General features: G+C 67.9%; 23 protein-coding genes. 17 read left to right on the top strand and 6 right to left on the bottom strand.

The genetic code is table 11. The features are described 5' to 3' along the window. Positions 1-9: 9 nt before the first annotated feature. A complete protein-coding gene (locus G3A50_RS16655; RefSeq protein WP_163076300.1) occupies positions 10-294 on the bottom strand; it encodes a hypothetical protein in 285 nt (94 codons plus the stop codon). Positions 295-536: 242 nt separating this feature from the next. Here G3A50_RS16655 and G3A50_RS16650 point away from each other — a divergent pair, with 242 nt between their 5' ends. From G3A50_RS16650 to G3A50_RS16630, 5 genes are all read left to right on the top strand, one after another. Next, positions 537-1,994: an NAD-dependent succinate-semialdehyde dehydrogenase gene (locus G3A50_RS16650; protein WP_163076299.1), complete on the top strand. Its 1,458-nt coding sequence runs from the start codon at positions 537-539 to the stop codon at positions 1,992-1,994. Between the two features lie 169 nt (positions 1,995-2,163). Further along, positions 2,164-3,006, top strand: a complete 843-nt coding sequence (locus tag G3A50_RS16645; RefSeq protein WP_163076298.1) for an EamA family transporter — start codon at positions 2,164-2,166, stop codon at positions 3,004-3,006. A gap of 35 nt (positions 3,007-3,041) precedes the next feature. Beyond that, positions 3,042-4,388 carry an ATP-dependent DNA helicase gene (locus tag G3A50_RS16640; protein WP_163076297.1) on the top strand — a complete coding sequence of 449 codons (1,347 nt, stop codon included), beginning with the start codon at positions 3,042-3,044 and terminating at the stop codon, positions 4,386-4,388. 24 nt (positions 4,389-4,412) lie between these two features. Continuing rightward, positions 4,413-4,628, top strand: a complete 216-nt coding sequence (locus G3A50_RS16635; protein WP_163073207.1) for a hypothetical protein — start codon at positions 4,413-4,415, stop codon at positions 4,626-4,628. Between the two features lie 120 nt (positions 4,629-4,748). Beyond that, the gene (locus G3A50_RS16630) at positions 4,749-5,228 is read left to right on the top strand and encodes an RrF2 family transcriptional regulator (protein ID WP_163076296.1); all 480 of its coding nucleotides are present in this window, start codon (positions 4,749-4,751) and stop codon (positions 5,226-5,228) included. 9 nt (positions 5,229-5,237) lie between these two features. On the opposite strand, the gene G3A50_RS16625 is transcribed toward G3A50_RS16630, so the two are convergent. Beyond that, a complete protein-coding gene (locus G3A50_RS16625) occupies positions 5,238-6,449 on the bottom strand; it encodes an acyl-CoA dehydrogenase (RefSeq protein ID WP_163076295.1) in 1,212 nt (403 codons plus the stop codon). A 269-nt stretch (positions 6,450-6,718) separates the two neighbouring features. On the opposite strand from G3A50_RS16625, the gene G3A50_RS16620 reads away from it, so the two are divergent. The 5 genes from G3A50_RS16620 (at position 6,719) to G3A50_RS16600 (ending at position 12,474) form a co-directional block, all read left to right on the top strand. Beyond that, positions 6,719-8,317, top strand: coding sequence for an ABC transporter substrate-binding protein (locus tag G3A50_RS16620; protein WP_210255155.1), 1,599 nt, complete (start codon positions 6,719-6,721; stop codon positions 8,315-8,317). 212 nt (positions 8,318-8,529) lie between these two features. After that, positions 8,530-9,543: an ABC transporter permease subunit gene (locus tag G3A50_RS16615; RefSeq protein WP_163076294.1), complete on the top strand. Its 1,014-nt coding sequence runs from the start codon at positions 8,530-8,532 to the stop codon at positions 9,541-9,543. Then, positions 9,533-10,468 (top strand): ABC transporter permease subunit, encoded by a 936-nt coding sequence (locus G3A50_RS16610; RefSeq protein WP_170308644.1) that lies wholly within the window; start codon positions 9,533-9,535, stop codon positions 10,466-10,468. The genes G3A50_RS16615 and G3A50_RS16610 overlap by 11 nt, the downstream gene beginning before the upstream one ends. 3 nt (positions 10,469-10,471) lie before the next feature. Next, positions 10,472-11,485 (top strand): ABC transporter ATP-binding protein, encoded by a 1,014-nt coding sequence (locus tag G3A50_RS16605; protein WP_163076293.1) that lies wholly within the window; start codon positions 10,472-10,474, stop codon positions 11,483-11,485. Next, positions 11,482-12,474 carry a dipeptide ABC transporter ATP-binding protein gene (locus tag G3A50_RS16600; protein ID WP_281355817.1) on the top strand — a complete coding sequence of 331 codons (993 nt, stop codon included), beginning with the start codon at positions 11,482-11,484 and terminating at the stop codon, positions 12,472-12,474. The genes G3A50_RS16605 and G3A50_RS16600 overlap by 4 nt, the downstream gene beginning before the upstream one ends. Positions 12,475-12,584: 110 nt before the next feature. Here the strand turns inward: G3A50_RS16600 and G3A50_RS16595 are convergent, their stop codons facing one another. From G3A50_RS16595 to G3A50_RS16580, 4 genes are all read right to left on the bottom strand, one after another. After that, the gene (locus tag G3A50_RS16595; protein WP_163076292.1) at positions 12,585-13,448 is read right to left on the bottom strand and encodes an energy transducer TonB family protein; all 864 of its coding nucleotides are present in this window, start codon (positions 13,446-13,448) and stop codon (positions 12,585-12,587) included. After that, on the bottom strand, positions 13,445-13,948 hold the full coding sequence (gene exbD, locus G3A50_RS16590) for a TonB system transport protein ExbD (protein WP_163076291.1): 504 nt from the start codon (positions 13,946-13,948) through the stop codon (positions 13,445-13,447). The genes G3A50_RS16595 and exbD overlap by 4 nt, the downstream gene beginning before the upstream one ends. Positions 13,949-13,954: 6 nt before the next feature. Beyond that, a complete protein-coding gene (exbB, locus tag G3A50_RS16585; RefSeq protein ID WP_210255154.1) occupies positions 13,955-14,920 on the bottom strand; it encodes a tonB-system energizer ExbB in 966 nt (321 codons plus the stop codon). Positions 14,921-15,274: 354 nt separating this feature from the next. Beyond that, positions 15,275-16,717, bottom strand: coding sequence for an FAD-binding oxidoreductase (locus G3A50_RS16580; RefSeq protein WP_163076289.1), 1,443 nt, complete (start codon positions 16,715-16,717; stop codon positions 15,275-15,277). Between the two features lie 203 nt (positions 16,718-16,920). On the opposite strand from G3A50_RS16580, the gene G3A50_RS16575 reads away from it, so the two are divergent. The 7 genes from G3A50_RS16575 to G3A50_RS16545 all read left to right on the top strand — a co-directional run bounded on the left by G3A50_RS16575 (position 16,921) and on the right by G3A50_RS16545 (position 23,767). After that, positions 16,921-18,753, top strand: coding sequence for an ABC-F family ATP-binding cassette domain-containing protein (locus G3A50_RS16575; RefSeq protein ID WP_163076288.1), 1,833 nt, complete (start codon positions 16,921-16,923; stop codon positions 18,751-18,753). After that, on the top strand, positions 18,711-19,556 hold the full coding sequence (locus G3A50_RS16570) for a TrmH family RNA methyltransferase (RefSeq protein ID WP_163076287.1): 846 nt from the start codon (positions 18,711-18,713) through the stop codon (positions 19,554-19,556). The genes G3A50_RS16575 and G3A50_RS16570 overlap by 43 nt, the downstream gene beginning before the upstream one ends. Positions 19,557-19,825: 269 nt before the next feature. Continuing rightward, positions 19,826-20,401 carry an amino acid kinase family protein gene (locus G3A50_RS16565; protein ID WP_246251799.1) on the top strand — a complete coding sequence of 192 codons (576 nt, stop codon included), beginning with the start codon at positions 19,826-19,828 and terminating at the stop codon, positions 20,399-20,401. Beyond that, the gene (locus G3A50_RS16560) at positions 20,398-20,964 is read left to right on the top strand and encodes a flavoprotein (protein ID WP_163076285.1); all 567 of its coding nucleotides are present in this window, start codon (positions 20,398-20,400) and stop codon (positions 20,962-20,964) included. The genes G3A50_RS16565 and G3A50_RS16560 overlap by 4 nt, the downstream gene beginning before the upstream one ends. After that, on the top strand, positions 20,957-22,456 hold the full coding sequence (locus G3A50_RS16555; protein ID WP_163076284.1) for a DUF6513 domain-containing protein: 1,500 nt from the start codon (positions 20,957-20,959) through the stop codon (positions 22,454-22,456). Before G3A50_RS16560 ends, G3A50_RS16555 begins: the two co-directional genes overlap by 8 nt. Positions 22,457-22,475: 19 nt before the next feature. Further along, positions 22,476-23,042, top strand: a complete 567-nt coding sequence (locus G3A50_RS16550; protein WP_163076283.1) for a DUF447 domain-containing protein — start codon at positions 22,476-22,478, stop codon at positions 23,040-23,042. Then, positions 23,039-23,767, top strand: a complete 729-nt coding sequence (locus G3A50_RS16545; RefSeq protein WP_246251796.1) for a (5-formylfuran-3-yl)methyl phosphate synthase — start codon at positions 23,039-23,041, stop codon at positions 23,765-23,767. Before G3A50_RS16550 ends, G3A50_RS16545 begins: the two co-directional genes overlap by 4 nt. Positions 23,768-23,967 lie beyond the last annotated feature (200 nt).

Raw genomic sequence — 23,967 nt, 5'->3', positions numbered from 1 at the left:
CCTTTCAGGTCAGGCCGTCAGCCAGGCCCAGAGCGTCAGCAGCGCGCTCATCACGAACACCGCGCTGCCCAGCATGAAGGCGGCGCGCCAGTTGCGCCGCTTTCCACGCGGCCAGGGCGTCCTGCCGTGCGCGGGCGGGCGCCCTATTCCCGGGCCGACCCGCTCAGGTATCGGGGGCGGTCCGGCGGCCTCGTCATCCGCCTCCCGCAGCACCGCAGCCGGATCGCCGTCGGGCACCTTGTCCCCGGCGCGCCCCCGATCGATATCCTCGCCCAGTCTTTCGGCCGTTTTCATCGTGCCGTCCCGTTCGTCGATGGATCGATACCCACCTCGGGGAAACGGGCCCGCCGCCGGAGGGTTCCAACTTTCGCCCTCCCTGCCGCAGCGTCCCCAAGGCGTTCCGTCGCATCAGGCCGCGCGAAGGGCTGGTATTCCAGCCAGCCCCCCTTTCGCCGTCCCGTCCGGCACATTACCTGTGCACCGAACCCGCCAGACCGGCGCCCGCGCGCGCCCCTTGTTCCCTTGAGAGGTCACCCATGTCCACCGTCAGCTTTCCCGACGTCCAGCTTTTCATTGACGGCGTTTGGCGCGAGGGTCATGGCCATGACGGGACGGTGAGTAGCCAGCCGATCATCAATCCGGCGACCGAGGAAGTGATCGGCACGCTCGCCCACGCCAGCCGGGCCGATCTCGACGCCGCCCTGCTCTCCGCCGAAAAGGGCTTCGCCACCTGGCGCCACGTCTCCGCCCATGAGCGCTACAAGCTGATGCGCAAGGCCGCCGAGATCCTGCGCGAGCGCGCGGAAGACATCGCGCACCTCATGACCATGGAGCAGGGCAAGCCGCTCCCCGAGGCGCGCATGGAGACCCAGGCCGCCGCAGATACCATCGACTGGTTCGCCGAGGAGGCCCGCCGCCTCTATGGCCGGCTCATTCCCGCCCGCGCCGCCGGCGTGCAGCAGATCGTCCACAAGGAGCCGGTTGGCGTCGTCGCCGCCTTCACGCCGTGGAACTTCCCGATCAACCAGGCCGTGCGCAAGATTTCCGCCGCGCTCGCCGCCGGATGCTCGATCATCCTGAAGGGTCCGGAGGAAACCCCCGCCTCCTGCGCCGCGCTGGTGAAGGCCTATGAGGATGCCGGCCTGCCCAAGGGCGTGATCAGCCTCGTGTTCGGCGTGCCGGCCGAGATTTCGCAGTACCTCATCCCGCATCCGATCGTGAAGAAGATCACGTTCACCGGCTCCACCGTGGTCGGCAAGCAGCTTGCCGCGCTGGCGGGCGCGCACATGAAGCGCGTCACCATGGAGCTTGGCGGCCATGCCCCCGCGGTAGTGTTCGGCGATGCGGATGTCGACCTGGCGGTGAAGATGCTGTCGGGCGCCAAGTTCCGCAACGCGGGCCAGGTCTGCGTCTCGCCCACCCGCTTTCTTGTTCACGAGGACATCTATGCGCGCTTCGTCGACGGCTTCACCGAGGCGGTGCAGGGCATAAAGGTCGGCAACGGCCTGGAGGACGGCGTGCGCATGGGCCCACTGGCCAATTCCCGCCGCGTCGAGGCGATGGAAGCGCTCACCGCCGACGCGCTTGCCAAGGGCGCGACGCTGCGCACCGGTGGCGCGCGGATCGGCAACAAGGGCTATTTCTTCCAGCCGACCGTGCTGACCGACCTCGCCCCCGACGCCCGTATCCTCAATGAGGAGCCGTTCGGTCCGCTGGTGCCGATCATGCCCTTCACCTCGACCGAGGCGATGATCGAGGAGGCCAACCGCCTGCCCTACGGCCTGGCGGCCTACGCCTACACCACCTCCTCCGCGCACGCCGACGAGTTTTCCCGCCGCGTCGAGAGCGGCATGATCTCGATCAACCATCACGGCCTCGCCCTGCCCGAGACGCCCTTCGGCGGCATCAAGGATTCCGGCTACGGCTCGGAAGGCGGCATCGAGGCCATGGAAGCCTATGTGAACACCAAGTTCGTCACCCAGCTCGGGGTCTGACACCCGATCCGGCGTTGAAAACGGGGGCGCGCGGCGGGGAAGCGGTCAACGCGACCTCACCGCGCGCCCCTTGCGTTCCGGCATTGCAGCATGGCGGCCGCGGACGCCACTCGGCAGACGGCGCGGAATCGGCTAGAGCACGCGCGTCCCTCGCTCCCCCGGCATTTTCATGGATCCCAGCGTCTTCATGGCGGTCATCGCCGCCGCCGCCATGCATGCGGGGTGGAACGCGATCCTCAAGATCCGGCTCGACCCCTTCGTCGCGGTCGTGCTGGTCAATTGTGCCTGCGGAATCATCGCGCTGCCGGTCGCGCTCTATCTCGGCCTGCCCGACCCTCATGTCTGGCTCTGGATCCTCGCCTCCGTCGTCGTCCACCTGATGTACTACCTGACGCTCAGCGGCGCGTACCGGCTGGCCGACATGGGGGTGGTCTACCCGATCGCGCGCGGCACCGCGCCGCTGCTTACCACCATCCTGTCGGTGGCGCTGCTTGGCGAGGCGGTCGACGCGCAGGGATTTCTCGGCGTGGTGGTTCTCGCCACCGGCATTCTCGCCATCGCGTGGCGGCGCCGGGGCATGGCGGCACTCAACGGCACGGCACTGCGCCTCGCGCTCTCCTGCGGCGTCAGCATCACCATCTACACGCTGGTCGACGGGCTGGGCGCGCGCAGCTCCGCGAGCCCGCATCTCTACACCTCGTGGCTCTTCGTGGTGGACAGCCTCGTGCTGCTTGCCGTCGGGCTGGCGTGGAAAGGCCGGCGCGAACTCAAACCCGCCCTGTCCTTCCTCGGCCCGGGCCTTGCCGGCGGGGCGATGTCGCTCACCGCCTACTGGATCACGATCTGGGCGATGACGCGCGCGCCGATCGGCCTTGTCGCCGCCGTGCGGGAGTCCAGCGTGCTGTTCGGCGCGGTCATCGCCGTGGTCGTGCTGCGCGAGCCGTTGCGCGCCGAGCGCATCGTCGCGGCGGCGCTAATCCTGGCCGGTCTTGTGCTGATCAAGCTGCACTGATTCCTTCGCGCGCCCGGCTGTGCTCCATTGGGGCCATGATCGCATCAAGCTCCACCGAGATTCGCCCCGTCCCGACCGACGACTCTTTCGCCGGCCCCCTCGCCATTGTCGGACGCGGCGCGCCGCTGGTCATGGTGCTGGGAGGCGCGGGAACCGGCAAGACCACCTTCCTGCACGCGCTGCGCAAGCATGGCGGCACCAAACAGGCCTTCCTGGCGCCGACCGGCGTCGCCGCCCTGCAACTGGGTGGGCAGACCATCCATTCCTTCTTCGGCCTGCCACCGCGCCTGCTCGATCCCGACGAGGTGAAACCGCGCGCGCAGAAGCGACGGCTGATGAAGAAGCTGGAACGCCTCGTCATCGACGAGGTTTCCATGGTGCGCGCCGACCTGCTCGATGCCGTCGACCGCGTTCTCCGGCTGGCACGCGGCGACCCCTCGCCCTTCGGCGGTGTGCAGGTGGTGCTGGTGGGCGACTTCCTCCAGCTGCCTCCCGTGGTGCCCTATGCCGAGCGCGAGATCCTCGGCCGGCTCGGCTATGAGGGCCCGTTCGCCTTTGACGCGCGGGTGCTGCGCGAGGTCGAGGTCGCGCGCCTGCCCTTCCTGCAGGTGTACCGCCAGACCGACGCCGCCTTTGTCGGCCATCTCGCGGACCTGCGGGCCGGGCGCCAGGTGGAGCGCGCGGTCGCCGCGATCAACGCGGCTTCCTATCGTCCCCATCGCGAGGGGCGCATTCCCGTGGTGCTGGCGCCCACCAACATGCGCGTGGACGCCTATAACCGGCGCGGCATGGAAACCCTGACGGAGGCCGGGCGCATCTATGAGAGCAAGAGCGAGGGCGAGTTCGACCTTGCCAATGACCGCCTGCCGGTTCCCGAGCTGCTGGTCCTCAAGGTCGGCGCCCGCGTCATGACCGTGCGCAACGACCCGGAAAAGCAGTGGGTCAACGGCTCGGTCGGCACCGTCATCGGCCTCGCCCCGACCAGCGCTTTCGTCCGGCTCGACGGGGCCGGCGTGGTGGAGATCGAACGCACCAGCTGGGAGCGCATCCGCTACGACTGGGACGAGGCGACGGGGGGAATCGCCGCCAAGGTGGTCGGCACCTATACCCAGCTCCCGCTCGTGCCGGCCTGGGCGGTCACCGTCCACAAGGCGCAGGGCCTGACGCTCGACGACGTGCGGATCGATTTCGACACCGGCGCCTTCGCCGCCGGCCAGGCCTATGTCGCGCTGTCGCGCGCCCGCTCGCTGGAAGGGCTCTCGCTCGCCCGCCCGCTGCGCGCCAGCGACATCCGCATCGACCGGCGCGTGGCCGGTTTCACCGCCGCCTTCGAGGCGTCGTCCACAGCGCCGGCCATGCAGGAGCTTCCCGACTTTACATAATCCACGTCTTCCGTAGACTACTTCATGGGAAATCTGCCGAGCGGCGGACGTCGCAGGGTCGAGGCGACGCGGGGCAACGGGGGAATGCAGATGGGCCGTGCCGGCTTCCGCCGTTATCGCGACAAGCTGCTTTTCGCCCTCGCCTACGGGGCCATCATCGTCGCGATCGTCTACGCCCATCCCTTTGCCGGTGAGCGTGCCGCGCCCGTCGTCGCCGCGGCGATGACCCCAGCACCTTGAAGCTATTCGGCAATTCCGGCGAAATCTGCTAAGTCTCCGCCTGATCGGCCCACTCTCTCCTATATTCGGCCTTCAGGGATTCGCCCTAGGCACGCACGTTTCGTCGGATTTCAAGCGGTTATGCTGACCAACAAAGGCAAGTACGGCCTTAAGGCGATGCTGTATCTGGCTCATCTCGAGCCCGGCGCGAGCGCGATGGGCCAGGAAATCGCCACCGCCAACAACATTCCCAAGAAGTTCCTGGACGCGATTCTTCTGGAATTGCGGAACGCCGGCATGCTCCGCTCCAAGAAGGGGCCGGGCGGGGGCTACGCGCTGGCGCGCACCTCGGCCGAGATCAATATCGGCCACATCATCCGCACCCTCGACGGCCCGCTGGCCCCGATCAGCTGCGCCAGCAAGAGCGCTTATGTGCCCTGCCAGGACTGCGAGGACCTGCAGAGCTGCGCCGTGCGCCTGACCATGAGCCGGGTGCGCGACGCCATGTCCGACATTCTCGACGGCATGACGCTGGCCGAGATGGTCGTTTCCTCGGAAAAGGGCGGCCCCGGCAGATCCGGTTCCGGCAGCACGCCCGTCGAGGCACTGATCGACCTCTGACGGCCAATCTCAATAGAACGCCTGATGCCCGGTGATCGCCCGGCCGAGAATCAGCGCGTGGATGTCGTGCGTGCCCTCATAGGTGTTCACCGTTTCCAGGTTCACCATGTGACGCATCACCGGAAACTCGGCCGAGATGCCGTTGCCGCCATGCATGTCGCGGGCGTTGCGCGCGATCTCGAGCGCCTTGCCGCAATTGTTGCGCTTGAGCATGGAGATCGCCTCCGGCGGCAGGCGTCCTTCATCGAACAGCCGTCCGGCGCGCAGCGCCAGCTGAAGGCCGAGCGCGATCTCGGTCGCCATGTCCGAGAGCTTCTTCTGCACCAGTTGCATCGCGGCCAGCGGCTTGCCGAACTGCTGACGATCGAGCGTATAGTTGCGCGCGGCGGCATAGCAGGCCTCCGCCGCACCCATCGTGCCCCAGCCGATTCCGTACCGCGCCCGGTTGAGGCAGCCGAATGGACCCTTCAGCCCCGAGACGGCGGGAAGGAGATTTTCCTCCGGCAGTTCGACCCCGTCGAGCACGATCTCGCCGGTGATCGAGGCACGAAGCGAGAGCTTGTTCTCGATCTTCGGGGTGGAGAATCCCTTCATGCCGCGTTCCACCAGAAAGCCGCGAATCCCGTTGTCATGCGCCGCCGACTTCGCCCACACGACGGCGACATCGGCGATCGGCGAATTGGTGATCCACATTTTGGCGCCGCTGAGACGGTAGCCACCATCGATCTTTTCCGCCCGCGTGCGCATGCCGGCGGGGTCCGAGCCCGCGTCCGGCTCGGTCAGTCCGAAGCAGCCAACCCATTCGCCGGTGGCCAGCTTGGGCAGGAACTTCGTCTTCTGCTCCGGCGAGCCATAGGCGTTGATCGGGTGCATCACCAGCGAGGACTGCACGCTCATCGCCGAGCGATACCCGGAATCGACCCGCTCCACCTCGCGCGCGACCAGGCCGTAGGCCACATAGCCGAGCCCGGCGCCGCCGAATTCCTCCGGTATGGTCGGCCCGAGCAGCCCGAGCGCGCCCATTTCTTCCATAATCGCACGGTCGAAATGCTCCTCCATATAGGCGGAGGTGACGCGCGGCTGGAGCCTCTCCTGGGCGTAGTCGTGCGCGGTGTCGCGAACCATGCGCTCGTCTTCGGTGAGCTGGCTGTCGATGTCGAACGGGTCGACCCAGTCAAACATGGCGCGGACGGGTTTTTCGGTGGACGACGCGGCACTCATGAGGCGGATCTCCGAACGGATGCACGAACCACCGGCCTAACACCGGCGCGTCTGGTCATACAACGTCGTTCCACCGCGCGCATCCCCACTCCGGGAGACGTCATTAGAGCTACTTGAATACCTTATTCGACCTTCGTCTAGGGGTGAGATGAGATTGCGCAACTCGAAATGGCATGATTGAGTCCAATTCAGGACGACGGAGATCAACAATTAAGCGCGCCCGCCAAACGGGCAGCTGCCGTTATTGTCCACGAGAGGGATATCCAATCATGCCGGTATTCAATGCCAAAGTGGCCCTTGCGGCCGCCATGCTGACGGTTCTTGCGGCGCCCGCCTATGCCGCCAAGACCCTGGTCTATTGCTCGGAGGGCAGCCCCGAGAACTTCACGCCGGCGCTCAACACCACGGGTACGAGCTTCGACGCGGCGCGGCCGGTGTATAATCAGTTGGTCGAATTCGAGCGCGGCACGACAAAGGTCGTCCCCGCCCTCGCCGAGAGCTGGACGGTCAGCGACGACGGCAAGGAAATCACCTTCAAGCTCCGCAAGGGCGTGAAATTCCACTCCGGCGTCAACGGCTTCACCCCGACCCGCGAATTCAACGCCGACGACGTGCTGTTCTCGTTCAACCGCCAGTGGAAGGAAGACAATCCCTACCACAAGGTCACGGGCGGTGCTTACGACTACTTCAACGACATGGGCATGCCCGACCTTCTGAAGTCGATCGACAAGGTCGACGACTACACGGTCAAGTTCACGCTGAACGAGCCAAACGCCCCCATGCTGGCGAATCTCGCCATGGACTTCGGCACCATCATGTCGGCCGAATATGCCGACTACCTGCTGAAGAAGGGCACCCCGGAGCAGTATGACCAGATCCCGGTCGGCACCGGCCCGTTCCAGTTCGTCGCCTACCAGAAGGACGCGGTGATCCGCTACAAGGCCTTCCCGGACTATTTCGGGGGCAAGGCGGCGCTCGACAATCTGGTTTACGCCATCACCCCGGACGCGACCGCGCGCTACGCCAAGCTCAAGAAGGGCGAGTGCCACGTCATGATGGCGCCCAACCCGGCCGACATCCAGGCGATGAAGGCGGACTCCACGATCAACCTGCTCTCGCAGCCGGGCCTCAACATCGCCTATCTCGCGCTGAACAACGAAAAGCCGCCCTTCGACAAGAAGGAGGTGCGCCAGGCGTTCAACATGGCGATCGACAAGGCCGCGATCATCAAGGACGTCTACCAGGGCGCCGGCCAGGCCGCGATCAACCCGATCCCGCCGACCATCTGGTCCTACAACACCTCGATCAAGGACTACCCCTACGATCCCGAGAAGGCCAAGGCCATGCTCAAGGACGCCGGGGTGAGCGATCCGCTCGAGATCGACCTGTGGTGGATGCCGGTGCAGCGCCCCTACAACCCGAACGCCAAGCGCATCGCCGAAATGATGCAGTCGGACCTCGCCAAGGTCGGCATCAATGCCAAGCTCGTCTCCTATGAGTGGGGCGAGTACCGCAAGCGCATGCAGGAAGGCGAGCACACGACCGGCCAGCTGGGCTGGACCGGTGACAATGGCGACCCGGACAACTTCTTCTTCCTTCTCGGCTGCCCCGCCGCGCGCAAGGGCGGGCAGAACCTGGCCAAGTGGTGCAACAAGGACTTCGACGCGCTGATCAACAAGGCACGTACGATCTCCGACATCGACGAGCGCACCAAGCTCTACGAGCAGGCACAGGTCATCTTCAAGGAAGAGGCGCCCTGGTTCACCATCGCCCACTCGGTGGTCTACGAGCCGACCCGCACCGAGGTCGTCGACTACAAGGTGAGCCCGTTCGGTCGCCACGAGTTCTATGGCGTCGACCTGAAGTGATGTGAGGCGGCGCCGGCGGGGAGGAGCCTACCGCCGGCGCCGTGCTTTTGCGAAACGGCCGCCGCTTCCGTGCCATTAGGAAAGCGGCGCGCCTCGCGCATTCCGTCGTTCGCGACGGTCCCTGACCCCCGTTCCTGTCGTCTTCGGCGCCCGCATGCGCGCGCGGCGTGCGACGCGGGGCTGATCTGGGGTTGGCCTAGCCCGGGAAATACATGCTGAAACTCTTCATACGCCGCGTCGCGCTGACGGTGCCGACTTTCGTGGCGCTGATGTTCGTCACCTTCGTCGCAGTGCGCCTCGTGCCCGGCGACCCGATCGAGGCGCGCACCGGCGAGCGCGGCATCGCCCCGGAACGCCTCGCCGCGCTGCGCCACGACCTCGGCCTCGACCAGCCGGTGTGGAAGCAGTTCCTGGATTACGTGAACGGCCTCGCCCACGGAGATTTCGGCGTCTCCATCGTTACCAAGACCCCCGTGCTGCATGAGTTCGCGACCCTGTTCCCGGCCACGCTGGAACTGTCGATCTGCGCCCTGCTGTTCGCCGTCATCCTCGGCATCCCCGCCGGTGTCATCGCGGCGGTCAAGCGCGGCGGCATCATCGATCATTCGGTCATGACGGTGGCCCTCGCGGGCTATTCGATGCCGATCTTCTGGTGGGGCCTGCTGCTCATCATGTTCATGTCGGAATATCTGGGTCTGACCCCGGTTTCCGGCCGCATGGACCTCATCAACTACTATTTCGAGCCCGTCACCGGCTTCATGCTCATCGACAGCCTGCTCTCGGGGCAGGAAGGCGCCTTCGGCGCGGCCGTGGCCCATCTCATTCTGCCCTCCATCGTGCTCGGCACCATCCCTCTCGCGGTAATCGCGCGCATGACGCGCTCCTCGATGCTGGAGGTGCTGAGCGAGGACTATGTGCGCACCGCCCGCGCCAAGGGCCTCTCCCCGCTCCGGGTGGTCGGGCTTCACGCCCTGCGCAACGCCCTGATCCCGGTCGTCACCGTCATCGGCCTGCAAACCGGCACGCTGCTCGCGGGCGCCGTGCTGACCGAGACCATCTTCGCCTGGCCCGGTGTCGGCAAATGGCTGATCGAATCGATCTCGCGCCGCGACTACCCGGCGCTCCAGGGGGGCATCATGCTGATCTCGGGTGTCGTCATCCTCGTCAATCTCATCGTCGACGTGCTCTATGTCGCGATCAACCCGAGGATCCGGCATGGCGGATGAACCGTTGCTCGCCGCCGGCGCTCCCGAGACGATGACCGATCCGGTCATCGAGACGGTGCCGCCCGAAGTCTCTTCCTTCGCCGCCTTCTGGTCCGCCTTCAGCGAGAACCGCGGCGCGGTGCTTGGCCTCATCGTGGTGGCGTTCATCGCCCTTCTGGCGCTGTTCGCGCCGTGGGTCGCCCCGCATTCGCCGATCGAGCAGTTCCGCGAGCATGTGCAGCAGCCGCCGGTCTGGGCCGGCGGCAGTTGGGCCTTTCCCTTCGGCACTGACGCGGTGGGCCGGGACGTGCTCTCGCGTCTGATCTACGGCGCGCGCATCTCGCTCGGCATCGGCATGTCGGTGATGCTGGTGTCGGTTGCGCTCGGCATCGTGCTCGGCCTCGCCAGCGCCTTCATGCGCGGCGTCGTCGAGGTGGTGGTGATGCGCATCATGGACCTCGTGGTGGCGATACCGAGCCTCGTGCTCGCCATCCTCGTGGTCGCCGTGCTCGGTCCCAGCCTTCTCAACACCATCATCGCGGTCACCGTGGTCTACCTGCCGCGCTATGTGCGGCTGGTCCGCGCGGCCGCCATTTCCGAGCTGTCGAAGGAATACGTCATCGCCGCGCAGGTGGCGGGCGTGGGCAAGCTGCGGCTGATGTTCGTCACCGTGCTGCCGAATTGCCTGGCCCCGCTCATCGTGCAGGCCGCGCTCGGCATTTCCGACGCCATCCTGGAAGCGGCGGCGCTGGGCTTCCTGGGCCTTGGCGCCCAGCCGCCGACGCCGGAATGGGGCGCCATGCTGGCCGATTCACGCGAGTTCATCCGCGCCGCGCCATGGATCGTGACGCTGCCGGGCCTCGCCATTCTCTCCACGGTGGTCGCCATCAACCTGATGGGCGATGGCCTGCGCGACGCGCTCGACCCGAAGCTGAGGAGGAGCTGAGCGATGCCGGAGCTTTTGACCCGTCCCGATCCGCTGCTGTCCATCCGCAATCTCTGCGTCACCTTCGCCACCTCGCGCGGGCCGTTCAAGGCGGTGGACGGCGTCGATCTCGATGTCGATACCGGAGAACTGGTCGCCATTGTCGGCGAGTCCGGCTCGGGCAAGTCGGTCGCGATGCTCGCGGTCATGGGCCTGCTGCCCTGGACCGCGACCATCACCGCCGATGTCATGACCTTCGACGGCCACGACCTGCTCGCCCTGTCGGCGCGGGCGCGGCGCAAGATCATCGGCCGCGACCTGGCGATGATCTTCCAGGAGCCGATGTCGAGCCTCAACCCGTGCTTCACGGTCGGCTTCCAGATCCGCGAGGCGATGAAGGCCCATCTCGATCTCGACCGCGCCGGCCGGCAGGCCCGCGCCGTGGACCTGCTCGAACTCGTCGGCATTCCCGAACCCGAGCGCCGGCTCAAGGCCTTCCCCCACCAGCTGTCCGGCGGCATGAGCCAGCGCGTGATGATCGCAATGGCGCTCGCCTGCCGCCCCAAGCTGATCATCGCCGACGAGCCGACCACCGCGCTCGATGTCACCATCCAGGCGCAGATCCTCGACCTGCTGCTGCGGCTGCAGAAGGAAAGCGGCGTCGGACTGGTGCTGATCACCCATGACATGGGCGTCGTCGCGGAAACCGCGCAACGCGTATGCGTCCACTATGCGGGCCAGCAGGTGGAGATGCAGACCACGCGCGGTCTGTTCGAGGACCCGCATCACCCCTACACCGCCGCCCTGCTCGCGGCGCTGCCCGAGCGGGCCAAGGGGCGCATCCTGCCCTCCATTCCCGGCGTCGTGCCGGGCCTTTCCGACCGGCCGGCGGGCTGCCTGTTCTCGCCGCGCTGCCGCTTCGCCACCGAGACCTGCCGCACCATGCCGCCGCCGCGCGCCGGCGCCGCGCTCGGCCTCGCGCTCTGCCACACGCCGCTGATCCATGGCGTGCCCCAGACCAGGGAGATCGCCGCGTGAACCAGATCGTCCCGTCCGAACCCTCCGCCGCAGATTCGGTCATGGAAGCGGTGAACCTCGCCCAGTCCTACGAGGTGGCGCGCGGCATGTTCGCCAAGTCCGCGGTGGTGAAGGCCGTCGCCGGCATCAGCTTCCGCCTCGCCGCACGCTCCACGCTGGCCATTGTCGGCGAATCCGGCTCCGGCAAGTCGACGCTGGCCCGCATGCTCACCATGATCGAGCGTCCGGGAGAGGGCTCGCTCCTGCTCGACGATGTCGACGTCGCCGACGCGGACACCTCCACCCTGCGCCGCTATCGCGGCGAGGTGCAGATGGTGTTCCAGAACCCCTATGGCTCGCTCAATCCGCGCCAGACAGTGGGCAAGGCGATCGAGGAGCCGCTGCTCGTCAACACCAAGCTATCCGCCCCGGAGAGGCGCGAGCGGGCGCTCGACATGATGAGATATGTGGGCCTGCGCGCCGAGCATCACGGGCGCTACCCGCACATGTTCTCCGGCGGCCAGCGCCAGCGCATCGCCATCGCCCGCGCGCTGGTGCTGCGCCCGAAGATCCTCGTACTGGACGAGCCGGTCTCCGCGCTGGACGTCTCGGTGCGGGCGCAGGTGCTGAACCTGCTGGTCGAGCTGCAGCAGACCCTGGGCGTCGCCTATGTGTTCGTCTCCCACGATCTCGGCGTGGTCCGGCACATGGCGGACGAGGTGCTGGTGATGTATCTCGGCAGCGCGGTGGAGCACGGCCCGCGCGACGCCATCTTCGACGCGCCCCGACACCCCTATACCCGCGCGCTGCTCTCCGCGACGCCGGTCGCCGACCCCGATTCCAAGCGCGACCGCATTGTGCTGCAGGGTGAGCTGCCCTCGCCCTTCAACCCACCGGCCGGCTGCCCCTTCAACCCGCGCTGCCCGCTGGTGATGGACCGCTGCCGCGTCGAGATGCCCCCGCTGGAGCGCAAGGGCGAACAGCTCGTCGCCTGCTGGGCGGCCGAGTAAGCCGGGGCGGGAGCGTTTTCGGGCGAAGCGGTCTGCGGCTCGCATGACCACTACGTGTCGAAACAAGCAGCTGCGGCATTTCGGGTGAACGGGAGTTCAACGAAAACGCCCTAGCGCCGCGCGAAGTCCACCGGCACCGTGAACGAGATCCGGCTGCCGCCCACATCGGGCGGCGGCGGCGGCACCGGGGACGCCCGGCGGATCATCGCCACCGCCTCCTGATCGAACGTCGAGACGCCCGAGCTGCCGACAAGGCGGGCCGCGATCACCCGCCCCGAGCGGTCGATGGTGAAAGCCACGCGGGCCTTGCCGCTGCCGTTTTCCCCGGCAGGAAAACGCTTGTGCCGGTTGAGATGCGCCATCAGCCGCGAGCGCCAGGTGGCGGCAGCCCGGCTGTTGGACGAACTCGCCCCCTGCGAGGGCGCGGCGACACGGTCGGCGCGCGCGGCGTCCAGCGCGGGCGCGGCGGCGGTGCGCGGCGCCGGCGGCTTCTTGCTCTTCTTGCGCGGCTTCGGCTTCTGCTTCGGCCGCTCCTTCGGCTTCTCGATCTCCTTCTCCGGCGGGGTCAGCTCGGAAGCCAGAGGCGGGGGCGGCGGCAGGGGCACCTCGATATCGGGCGCGGGGGATTCCGCCACTTCGGGCAGCGGCTCCTGCTCAGGCATCGGTGGAGGCGGCGGGGCGTCCTCGACCTCGGCCAACGGGTCGGGCTTCACCTCCTCCTCCACCTCTTCGGGCGCTTCCACCATGGGCGGTCCCGGCGCGGTCTCGGTCGGCTCGGATTCCGGCGACACCGGCATTTCCGCCAGCTCGATCATGATCGCGGCCGGCGCGTCGGCGGCCACCTCGGGAGGCTTGGACAGGAGATAGCCCAGCGCGCCGCCATGGGCGGCCAGCACCACGCAGCCGCACACCGCCCAGCCGGCGGCCACGCGCAGCCTGTGGCCGGGGCCGCCCTTGAGCAGCAGCAGGCTCATGGTGCTGCGCTTCCCGGTGACGTTTCGGAAGCGGGGGCTGCGTCGGAAGCAGGCGCGGCGTCGGAAGCGGGGGCGGCGCCCGCGACGGACTCAAGTCCCACCAGCGCGATCTTCAGATAGCCGGCGGCACGCAGAAGGTTCATCACCTCCATCAGGTCGCCATAGGCCACGGTCTTGTCGGCCCGCAGGAAGATGCGGGTGTCCTTCTTGCCCTCGGTCACACGCGCCAGCTCGGCCCCGAGCGCGGACCGCGCGACATCGTCATTGCCCAGCGCGAGCATGAGATCGCTCTTCACCGTGAGATAGACCGGCGTATCCGGGCGCGGCTGCACCGCCGCGTTGGAGGCCGGCAGGTCCACCTTGACGTCGACGGTGGAAAGCGGCGCCGCCACCATGAAGATGATCAGCAGCACCAGGATCACGTCGATGAACGGGGTGACGTTGATCTCGTGGTTCTCGACCAGCTCGTCGCTGTCGGAACTCTGCAGCTTCGCCGCCATGGCGCGTTACTCCGCCGCCGCGCGCAGCCGCGCCGGCGGGTGGCGGGTGTGGTTGGCATCGCGACGGTCGAGATCCCGCGACAGCAGGCGCAGCACCTCGGCGGCGGCGTCGCCCATCAGCACCCGATAACCCGACACCTGCCGGCTGAAATGGTTGTAGATCACCACGGCCGGTATCGCCGCCACCAGGCCGATCGCGGTCGCCAGCAGCGCTTCGGCGATTCCGGGCGCCACCACGGCGAGATTGGTGGTCTGCGCCTTCGAGATGCCGATGAAGGCATTCATGATGCCCCACACCGTGCCGAACAGGCCGACGAAGGGCGCGGTGGCGCCGATCGTCGCCAGAAGCCCCGTGCCACGCGTGATCGCCCGCCCGGCCGCGACCTCGATCCGGCCCAGCGAGATCGATACCCGCTCCTTTATGCCTTCGGCCGGCAGGTCACCCGAACGCATGATTTCAAGATCGCTCGCCCGCAGCATGGCGCCGGCCGGACCGCTCGGCGCCACGCGGCGCGCCTCGTCCAGCGAGGCGGAGCCGAGGAAGCCGCGCAGCGCGACACGCAGCCGGCGCTGCACGAACAGCAGCTCGAAGGTCTTCACCAGCCACACCGTCCAGGTGACGACCGAGGCGAAGGCCAGGCCGATCATCACCGCCTTCACCACCCAGTCCGCCGCCATGAACATGCCCCAGGGCGACAGGTCATGGGGAAGCTGGGCGGAAATGGACGTGTCTTCCTCCGCGGGGGAAGCGGCCCCGACATCGAAGCCCGGTTCCGGCACCGCCTCGCCCCCGGTCAAGGAGAACGTCTCGGCGGAAGGAACGACGGAGGGCGCAGCGCCATCGGCAGCCGACATCGGCGGCACCAGCCCGTCGTCGCCCCCGGCGCCGTTACCCGCCTGCGGGGGAGAGGCTATGGCCGAAGGCGTCACCGCTGGCGCCGCCGGCACCGATGCGGGCGCTGGGGCGGGCATCTGCGTTTGCACCGGCGACTGCGGCTCTGGCGGAACTTGCTGCGCCGTGGCCGGCGTCAGCAGACCGCACAAAAGGACGGCCACGAGAGCCTGACGTCTCGGCAGACAGGCAGCGGTGCGGCGAAGGTTCGACATGCTGGTGACCCGCAGTTCTGGCCGCCCGCCCGCAATGCACAGGACGCATAGACGTGTCGGGCCGCCGGTCTTGTCAGTTACCAGCTTCCATAGACCCGCGAGTACGCTGCCGACAATACGAAAACGTTCAACTCCTTTAATGTAGAATTCTTCAAAACAGTGAAGTCGATGCTGAATTCTACATTATCATCATTCTAGAAAGATCAATATTGTCGCCTGTCACTCAATAACCTTGCCGGGATTAAGCAGATCGCCCGGGTCCAGCGCGCCCTTCAGCCGCCGCATCAGGTCGAGGCTCACAGGGTCGGCGTAGTGGGCCAGTTCATGCGCCTTCAGAAGGCCGATGCCGTGCTCGGCGGCGATCGAGCCGTCCATCTCCACCACGATGTCATGGACGATGCGGTTGAACGTCTCCCACATCGCGATGAAGGCGGCTTTCTCCATGCCCACCGGCTGGCTCAGGTTGAAATGGATGTTGCCGTCGCCGACATGCCCGAATGGACAGGGTCGCAGGCCCGGCAGTGCCGCCATCACTGCCGGCAGGGCACGCTCAAGGAATTCGGGCACCCGGGACACCGGCACCGACACATCGTGCTTGATCGAGCCGCCCTCGTGCTTCTGCGCCTCGGACATGTCCTCGCGCAGCCGCCACAGCCCCTGCGCCTGCGCCTCGCTCGCCGCGATGACCGCGTCCAGCACCTCGCCCGCCTCCAGCGCATCGGCGAGGCCCTGCTCCAGCAGCGCAGGCAGGTCGAACGCCCGCGTTGGCGCGGAAAGTTCGACCAGCACATACCACGCGTAGGCGTCGCGGAACGGGCGGACGGTGCCGGGCATGTGCTTCAGCACGGTCTCGACCCCGAAGCCGGCCATCAGTTCGAAAGTGGTCAGCGCATCCCCCGCCTCGCCGCGCAGCCGCTTCAGCAGCGCCAGCGCGGCGGCGGGATCGGGCACGGCGAGAAAGGCCGTGGAGCGTTGCGCGGGCTGGGGAAACAGCTTCAGCACCGCAGCGGTGATGAGGCCGAGCGTACCCTCGGTGCCGAGAAACAGCTGCTTGAGATCGTAGCCCGCATTGTTTTTGCGCAGGCACCTGAGCCCGTTCCACACCTGGCCGTCGGCCAGCACCACCTCGAGACCCAGCACCAGCTCGCGCGCATTGCCATAGCGCAGCACCGCCGTGCCCCCCGCATTGCTGGACAGGTTTCCCCCGATCCGGCAGGAGCCCTGCGAGGCGATGTGCAGCGGGAACAGGCATCCCGCCTCTTCCGCCGCCCGGTGCACGGTGTCGAGGATGACGCCGGCCTCCACCGTCATCGTCATGTCCACCGGGTCGACGTCGCGGATCCGGTCGAGGCGCGCCAGCGAGACCAGCAGCTCGCCGAACGGCATCTGCCCCCCCACCAGCCCGGTATTGCCACCCTGCGGGACGATCGACACCCCCGCCTCGGCACAGGCTGAAACGATGAACGCCACCTCCTCGGTCGTGCCCGGCCGCACCACCGCCGGGGTGCGGCCCTGATAGAGCCCGCGCTCCTCGCGCAGATAGGGCGCCATGTCGTCCGCCGCCCTCAGCACATGCGCGGCGCCGATGCGCTGGGCAATGGCGTCGAGAAGCCGGGAGAGGTCGGCGGAAGCGGGCGGCACGGTGGTCGGGGTGACGGGCATGGAACTCTCAACTGGCTGGCGCTCACGGCGGCCGGTTCGGGTCGGCCGTTCCCACCATAGGTCCGCCGGGGCGCCGGGCAAGGACCGCCGGAGATCAACGACACCCGCCCGCCCGCGGCTCATCGGCGCTGTTTGCCGTGCATTGGCCATTTGGCCCTCGCTCGCCCCTTGCCCCGCCGGGGCTTTCCTCCTATCCCCGCGCCATGGCTCCTCCTCTTCTTCTGCTCCAGGACACCCGGCTCACCTTCGGCGGTACCCCGCTGCTCGGGGGCGCGGAGCTGTCCGTCTCATCCGGCGAGCGCGTCGGCCTTGTCGGCCGAAATGGCTCGGGCAAATCCACCCTACTCAAGATTGCCGCCGGCCTCGTCCAGGCCGACAGCGGCGCACGCTTCGTGCAGCCCGGCGCGACCGTGCGCTACCTGCCGCAGGAGCCGGACCTTTCCGGCTTCAAGACCACGCTCGACTATGTCGAAGCGGGCATGGGACCGGGCGACCAGGAATACCGCGCCATCTACCTGCTGAACGAGCTGGGGCTGACCGGGGAGGAAGACCCGGCCAATCTCTCCGGCGGCGAGGCCCGTCGCGCCGCGCTGGCCCGCGTGCTGGCACCCGAGCCGGACATCCTGCTGCTGGACGAGCCGACCAACCATCTCGATCTGCCCGCCATCGAATGGCTGGAGGCCGAGATCGCCTCGCTGCGCTCCGCCCTCGTGCTCATCAGCCATGACCGCCGTTTCCTGCAGGACCTGACCCGCGCCACCGTCTGGCTCGATCGCGGCACCACGCGCCGCATGGAACGCGGCTTCGGCTTCTTCGAGGAATGGCGCGACCAGGTGCTGGAAGAGGAAGAGCGCGACCAGCAGAAGCTCGCCCGCAAGATCGTCGCCGAAGAACACTGGATGCGCTACGGCGTCACCGCGCGGCGCAAGCGCAACGTGCGCCGCGTCGGCGAGCTGGCGGATCTGCGCGCGAAGTTCCGCGACCATCGCGGTGCGGTCGGCACCATTTCCGTGACCGCCACGGAGGCCGACGTCTCCGGCAAGCTGGTGATGGAAGCCGAGCACATCTCCAAGGCCTATGGCGATCGCGTCATCGTGCGCGACCTGTCGATCCGCATCCAGCGCGGCGACCGCATCGGCATTGTCGGGCCCAATGGCGCCGGCAAGACCACGCTGCTGAAGATGCTCACCGGCGAGCTGGCCCCCGATCGCGGCAAGGCCAAGCTCGGCACCAATATCGAGATGGCGACGCTCGACCAGCGTCGCGCGGCGCTCGATCCCACCCGCTCGGTGCGCGACACGCTCACCGACGGGCGCGGCGATCAGGTGTTCGTCGGCGGCAATCCGCGCCATGTCATCGGCTACATGAAGGACTTCCTGTTCACGCCGGAACAGGCTGGCACCGCCGTCTCCCGGCTCTCGGGCGGCGAGCGCGGAAGGCTCCTGCTCGCCTGCGCGCTGGCGCAGGCCTCGAACCTCATGGTGCTGGACGAGCCGACCAACGACCTCGATCTGGAAACCCTCGACCTGCTTGAGGAGATGATCGACGACTACGCCGGCACGGTGCTGCTGGTGAGCCATGATCGCGACTTCCTCGATCGCACGGTCACCGCCACCATCGCCTTCGAGGGCGATGGCAACTGGGAGGTCTATGCGGGCGGTTATTCGGACATGGTGGCCCAGCGCGGACGCGGCGTGACCGCCCGCGCGCAGGCCGAGAAGGCCGCCAAGACCGACAAGAGCACCGTCAAGGCCGCGAATGCCCCTGCCGCTGCGGAGCCCCCCAAGGCGGCGGCCAAGCGCAAGCTGTCCTTCAAGGAAAAGCACGCGCTGGAGCAGCTGCCCAAGCGCATCGCCAAGCTGGAATCCGACATTGCGCGGCTGAGCAACACCCTCCATACGCCGAATTTCTACACCCGCGATCCCGCCGGCTTCGCCAAGGCCACCGCCGAGCTCACGCGTACCCAGAACGAGCTGGCCAAGGCCGAGGAGGAATGGCTGGAGCTGGAAGTGCTGCGCGAGGAACTGGGCGCTTGAGGCCGCTCACGGCCCTCGCCTCGCCGGACGACCCGCGCATCGACGCCTATCGCGTCATCAAGGAGCGCGATCTCGTCGGGCGCGGCGGCCGCTTCATTCTGGAAGGGCGCACGGTGCTCGACGTGGCGCTGTCCCCGCGCAACCGCTTCGCGGTGGAATCGCTGCTGATCGCGGAGAGCCGCGCCGACGCGCTGGCGCCGCTTCTGGCGCAGACCCCGGCCGACGTGCCGATCTACACCGCGAGCCAGCCGATTCTCGACGGCATCACCGGCTTCCACATTCACCGCGGCCTGCTCGGTGTCGGGCTGCGCGGCGACATGCCGACCGCGGCGCAGGTCGTCGCCGGACTGCCGGCCGAAGCGCTCGTGGTCGTGGCGCTGGGCATCACCAACCACGACAATGCCGGTGGCATCATGCGTAACGCCGCCGCTTTCGGGGCGGATGCGGCGCTGTTCGACTTTGCCTCCTGCGATCCGCTGTACCGCAAGGCGATCCGTGTGTCGGTGGGCGGCAGTCTGGTGGTTCCCTTCGCGCGGGAAGGCACCGCGCACGACCTGCTGGACCTGCTCGGCGCCAACGGTTTCGAGCTTGTGGCGCTGAGCCCGGCGGGCGCCGTGGAGCTGTCGCATCTCGCCCGCGCGCCGCGCACGGCGGTGCTGCTCGGTGCCGAGGGGCCGGGCCTGCCGGCGGACGTGATGGCCCGCGCCCGCACGGTGCGCATTGCGATGAAGGGCGATTTCGACTCGCTGAACGTCGCCACGACCAGCGGTATCACGCTACACGCATTGACAAATTTCACGTGATAACGGCCGCGTGATAGCGCGAATCAGTTCTCGACATTCCGGAAAACTAGGCTCACACTCCTAAGTGAAATGCCGGACGGACCTTCCGTCTGAATGACCGTCTACCTTTTCAAGACCCGAAGCTCTGCTTCGGGTCTTTTTTTCGGCGGCATACGGTCCGATTGATCCAACCACAACCTGCGTTAGTTTTGCGGCCTCCGTTCCGGTATTGCCGGTACTGCATGAAGGACGCGACGATGCCAGAACACTCCGCCCTCCGGCGAGGGCATGTGGTCAAGTTGGGTGGCAGCCTGCTCGGAGCGCCGCGCCTGCCCGAGCTGCTGCGCGCCCTGGCGCGCCATGCGTCCCCCACGCTGCTCGTCACCGGAGGCGGGCCTTTCGCCGACGCCGTGCGCGATCTCCAGCCGACGCTTCGGCTTTCCGACCCCGCCTGCCACCGGATGGCGATCCTGGCCATGGAACAGACCGCCCTCGCCTTTGCCGACCTCGCCCCCGGCCTTGTGCCCGTGGACAGCCTTGAAGCGATTGCGGAGGCGGGCGCGGCGAAGCGCGTCGCGATCTGGCGGCCCGCGCGGCTGGCGCTGGAAGCAAGCGAGCTGCCGCAGAGCTGGGAGCTGACATCCGACAGCCTCGCGGCCTGGATCGCAGGCGAGAGCGGTGCCGAACGGCTGACGCTGGTCAAGTCCGCCCCCCCCGCCCCCGGCTCGGGCCCGAACCAGTGGGCCGAGGCCGGCCTCGTCGATCCGCTGTTTCCGCGCTATGCCGCACGCGTGCCGGGCCCTGTCGAGGTGATGACCCTCGACGACGCCCTCAGTCATTTCACCAAGGGGAGCCTCGCGGCATGAGCGGCGACAAGGGAACCTATCCGCGCTGGGCCTGGGCGCTGACCGGCTCGGGGCATTTCTTCACCGAGTCCATCGCGCTCATCAAGGAGCTGGGCGCCGTCGACCTGTTCGTCTCCAGGGCCGCCGACGAGGTGCTGCGCATGTACAAGCAGGACCTGCCGAAGCACACGCGCATCTTCAAGGAAACGACGGCGAGTTCCGCCCCGGTGGGGCGCTTCTACGAGCAGCTCTACCACACGCTCGTGGTGTCGCCGGCCTCCTCCAACACCGTCGCGAAATGCGTGTTCGGCATCTCCGACACGCTGGTGACGAACTGTTTCGCGCAGGCCGGAAAGTGCCGCGTCCATGCGATCGTGTTCGCCTGCGACACCGCGCCGGAAATGATCACCATGGCGCCGAAGGGCCTCTACCCGGTCTATCCGCGCCGGATCGACCTGGAGAACACGGAAAAGCTCAAGGAATTCGACGACACCACCGTGGTCGAATCCATCCGCGCGCTGGAGGACGCGATCGCCGCCCGCCGGCGCCTTCTCGCGGAGACGGCGGCCCCGGTCGATGGCTGACAAGGACACCCCCCTCGCGCACAAACCCGAACGGGTCGCCCTCGTCACCGGCTCGCTGGCCGAACCGCGCCTGACCCGGATCGCCGGGGAGATCTCGGACGCGGCGCTGGAACCGGTCGTGGTCAATGTCGGGGTCAAGGTCGCGGCGCTGATGACGGCGGAAATCATCGAGCGGCGGCTGAAGCTGCCCGAGGGCACCGACCGGGTGCTGATGCCGGGCCGCTTTAGCGGCGACCTCGACCGGCTGGAGCGCTTCTTCGGCGTGCCCTTCGCGCGCGGGCCGGACGAGATGGCGGACCTCCCCGACTTCTTCGGCCAGAAGCGCCGCGCCGCCGACCTCTCGCAGCACGACGTCACCATCTTCGCCGAGATCGTCGACGCCACCCGGCTCGACATCGAGGGGCTGCTGGCGCGGGCGCGCCTTCTCAAGGGCGAAGGCGCCGATGTCATCGATCTCGGCTGCCTGCCGGACACCCCGTTTCCCCATCTGGAGGAAGCCATCGCCGCGCTCCATGGTGAGGGGCTGAAGGTCAGCGTCGATTCCTTCGACCTTTCCGAGCTTTCCCGCGCCACCCGCGCCGGCGCCGATTTCCTGCTCAGCCTCAATGAGGACACCCTGCACATCGCGCAGGAAGGCCCCGCCGTGCCGGTGCTGGTGCCGGCCCGGCAGGGCGATCTGGACTCGCTGGTGCGCGCCGTCGAGACCTGCCTCGCCAGCGGCCAGCCCTTCTACGCCGACCCGATCCTCGACCCGATCCATTACGGCTTCACCGCGTCCATCGTTCGCTATGCCGAGCTGAGACGCCGCTTTCCCGAGATCCCGATCCTCATGGGCATCGGCAATGTCACCGAGCTGACGGATGCCGACACCACCGGCATCAACGCCATCCTGATGGGGATGATCTCGGAACTGCACATCACCGCTGTGCTCGCGGTGCAGGTCAGTCCGCATTGCCGCACGGCGGTGCGCGAATTCGACCGCGCCCGGCGCGAGTTCTTCGCCGCCCGGCAGGCCGGCGCGCTGCCGCAGGGCTTCGGCGGCGGGCTGATGGCGCTGCGCGACCGTAAGCCCTACGCCGCCACGCCCGAGGAGATCGCCCGGCTGGCGGGCGCGGTGCGCGACCCCAATTTCCGCATCGATGTCACCGAGGCCGGCGTCCACATCTACAACCGCGACGGCCACCATGTCGGCGACGACCCGTTCGCGCTGTTCCCCCACCTCAAGGTCGAGGCCGACGGCGCCCACGCCTTCTATCTCGGCGTCGAGACGGCACGGGCCGAGATCGCCTACAAGCTCGGAAAGCGCTATGCGCAGGACGAGGGCCTGAAATGGGGCGCGGCGGGCGAGATCGCCGGCAGCCCCGAGGCGGCCCACCGTTTGACATTCAAGCAGGCGGGAACGACCCTCGCGCCCAAAGCCGCCCGTGCGGCCCCCGAACCGACCGGCCCCGAGCAGAACCGCCCCCACGGGACGGGTTCCAACGAGACCTGATGCCCGAGAAGATGCGCCCATGATCCGCGAAGTCATCGTCACCACCCGCTCGATCGAGGGCGAACCGCACATCGCGCCGATGGGGGCGACCGTGATCGAGGGCGGTTATCTGCTCCAGCCCTTCCGTCCCTCGCGCACCCTCACCAACCTCGCCACCACGCGCATTGCCGTGGTCAATTTCACCGACGACGTGCGCATTTTCGCCGGCTGCGTGGTGGGTCGCCGCGTGGCGGTGGACGTGCGCCGGGCGAACAATATCGACTGCCCGCGCCTCGCCGACGCGCTGTCCCATGACGAAGTGACCGTGGAGCGGATGGAGGACGACCCGCAACGCCCGCGCTTCTTCTGCAAGACCTATTTCTCCGACGGCCACAAGCGCTTCGAGGGCCTCAACCGGGCCAAGGCGGCCGTGCTGGAGGCCGCCGTTCTGGTAAGCCGGCTGAGCCTGCTGCCCGACGAGAAAGTCGACCAGGAGATGGCCTATCTCGCCATCGCGGTTGAAAAAACCGCCGGCCCCGAGGAGCTGGAAGCCTGGGGCTGGATGATCGAGGCGATCGACGAGCACCGGCGTCAGCGGGCGTCATGATGAACGCCGCCCCCACCCCCGGCCTGCTGGCCAGCGTTGCCGATCTCCACGAGATGGAGCTGGCGCGCGTCGGCGGCGCCGATATCGTTGATCTCAAGCAGCCCGCCTTCGGAGCCCTCGGCGCATGGAGCAGCGAATCGCTCACCGCCGCCGTCATGCTGTGGAACGCCTGGGAAGCGCAGGATGTCTCCTCCGTCCGCCCCCTGCTGAGCGCCACGGCGGGTGACCAGCCGATGGTGCCCGCCTTGTTGCGCGCCGCCGCCGAGCGCGTGGCGGCGACGGGCGTGCCCATCGTCAAGGTCGGGCTGTTCGCCTCCAAACACACCAATGAGTGCGTGGAAGCGCTGGCCCCGCTCGCCAGCCGCGCCCGGATGATCGGCGTGCTGTTCGCCGACCAGAGGCCGGACTTCGCCATCCTCGCCAGTCTCAGCCGCGCCGGCTTTACCGGCGTGATGATCGACACCGCCGACAAGACGGCCGGCCGGCTGACCGATCATTTCGATGCGCTCACCCTTGGCCAGTTCATCGCCGAGGCGAAACGCCACGGGCTGATGAGCGGCCTCGCCGGCTCGCTCGCCCTTGAGGACATCGCGACGCTGGCAGGCGTGGGGGCGGACTATCTCGGCTTTCGCGGCGCGCTGTGCAGCGGCGGGCGTACCGGGCGTTTCGAGCCCGAGCGGCTGGCGCAGGTCCGCGCACGGCTGCTGGCGCAGGCCGGCGGCTGAACAACTCCCCGGCTTGACGCAGCGCGCCACAAGGTCCATGTCCCCGCCGCCGCCCGTCACGGTGGCGCAATCGGAACCCTCTACCCATGCCCAGCGACAGTTACAGTCGAACGTCCGGCCGTTGGCGGCCGGCGCCGTGAGCCGACCACGGGCATGACCTGAGGCTCGGCTCCGCGCTCCGCCGCCGACGGATCGGACGT

The organism is Ancylobacter pratisalsi (assembly GCF_010669125.1).
In the GTDB taxonomy this organism is placed as follows: Bacteria; Pseudomonadota; Alphaproteobacteria; order Rhizobiales; family Xanthobacteraceae; genus Ancylobacter; species Ancylobacter pratisalsi.
Note: the sequence above shows the minus strand (reverse complement) of the source record. Positions and strands in the feature narration are given on the sequence as shown.

Bases quoted from the DNA above. Each gene is read 5' to 3' on its own strand.
- G3A50_RS16655 (WP_163076300.1), bottom strand. From the start codon at position 294: ATGAAAACGGCCGAAAGACTGGGCGAGGATATCGATCGGGGGCGCGCC.
- G3A50_RS16650 (WP_163076299.1), top strand. From the start codon at position 537: ATGTCCACCGTCAGCTTTCCCGACGTCCAGCTTTTCATTGACGGCGTT.
- G3A50_RS16645 (WP_163076298.1), top strand. From the start codon at position 2,164: ATGGATCCCAGCGTCTTCATGGCGGTCATCGCCGCCGCCGCCATGCAT.
- G3A50_RS16640 (WP_163076297.1), top strand. From the start codon at position 3,042: ATGATCGCATCAAGCTCCACCGAGATTCGCCCCGTCCCGACCGACGAC.
- G3A50_RS16635 (WP_163073207.1), top strand. From the start codon at position 4,413: ATGGGAAATCTGCCGAGCGGCGGACGTCGCAGGGTCGAGGCGACGCGG.
- G3A50_RS16630 (WP_163076296.1), top strand. From the start codon at position 4,749: ATGCTGACCAACAAAGGCAAGTACGGCCTTAAGGCGATGCTGTATCTG.
- G3A50_RS16625 (WP_163076295.1), bottom strand. From the start codon at position 6,449: ATGAGTGCCGCGTCGTCCACCGAAAAACCCGTCCGCGCCATGTTTGAC.
- G3A50_RS16620 (WP_210255155.1), top strand. From the start codon at position 6,719: ATGCCGGTATTCAATGCCAAAGTGGCCCTTGCGGCCGCCATGCTGACG.
- G3A50_RS16615 (WP_163076294.1), top strand. From the start codon at position 8,530: ATGCTGAAACTCTTCATACGCCGCGTCGCGCTGACGGTGCCGACTTTC.
- G3A50_RS16610 (WP_170308644.1), top strand. From the start codon at position 9,533: ATGGCGGATGAACCGTTGCTCGCCGCCGGCGCTCCCGAGACGATGACC.
- G3A50_RS16605 (WP_163076293.1), top strand. From the start codon at position 10,472: ATGCCGGAGCTTTTGACCCGTCCCGATCCGCTGCTGTCCATCCGCAAT.
- G3A50_RS16595 (WP_163076292.1), bottom strand. From the start codon at position 13,448: ATGAGCCTGCTGCTGCTCAAGGGCGGCCCCGGCCACAGGCTGCGCGTG.
- exbD (WP_163076291.1), bottom strand. From the start codon at position 13,948: ATGGCGGCGAAGCTGCAGAGTTCCGACAGCGACGAGCTGGTCGAGAAC.
- exbB (WP_210255154.1), bottom strand. From the start codon at position 14,920: ATGCCCGCCCCAGCGCCCGCATCGGTGCCGGCGGCGCCAGCGGTGACG.
- G3A50_RS16580 (WP_163076289.1), bottom strand. From the start codon at position 16,717: ATGCCCGTCACCCCGACCACCGTGCCGCCCGCTTCCGCCGACCTCTCC.
- G3A50_RS16575 (WP_163076288.1), top strand. From the start codon at position 16,921: ATGGCTCCTCCTCTTCTTCTGCTCCAGGACACCCGGCTCACCTTCGGC.
- G3A50_RS16570 (WP_163076287.1), top strand. From the start codon at position 18,711: ATGGCTGGAGCTGGAAGTGCTGCGCGAGGAACTGGGCGCTTGAGGCCG.
- G3A50_RS16560 (WP_163076285.1), top strand. From the start codon at position 20,398: ATGAGCGGCGACAAGGGAACCTATCCGCGCTGGGCCTGGGCGCTGACC.
- G3A50_RS16555 (WP_163076284.1), top strand. From the start codon at position 20,957: ATGGCTGACAAGGACACCCCCCTCGCGCACAAACCCGAACGGGTCGCC.
- G3A50_RS16550 (WP_163076283.1), top strand. From the start codon at position 22,476: ATGATCCGCGAAGTCATCGTCACCACCCGCTCGATCGAGGGCGAACCG.
- G3A50_RS16545 (WP_246251796.1), top strand. From the start codon at position 23,039: ATGATGAACGCCGCCCCCACCCCCGGCCTGCTGGCCAGCGTTGCCGAT.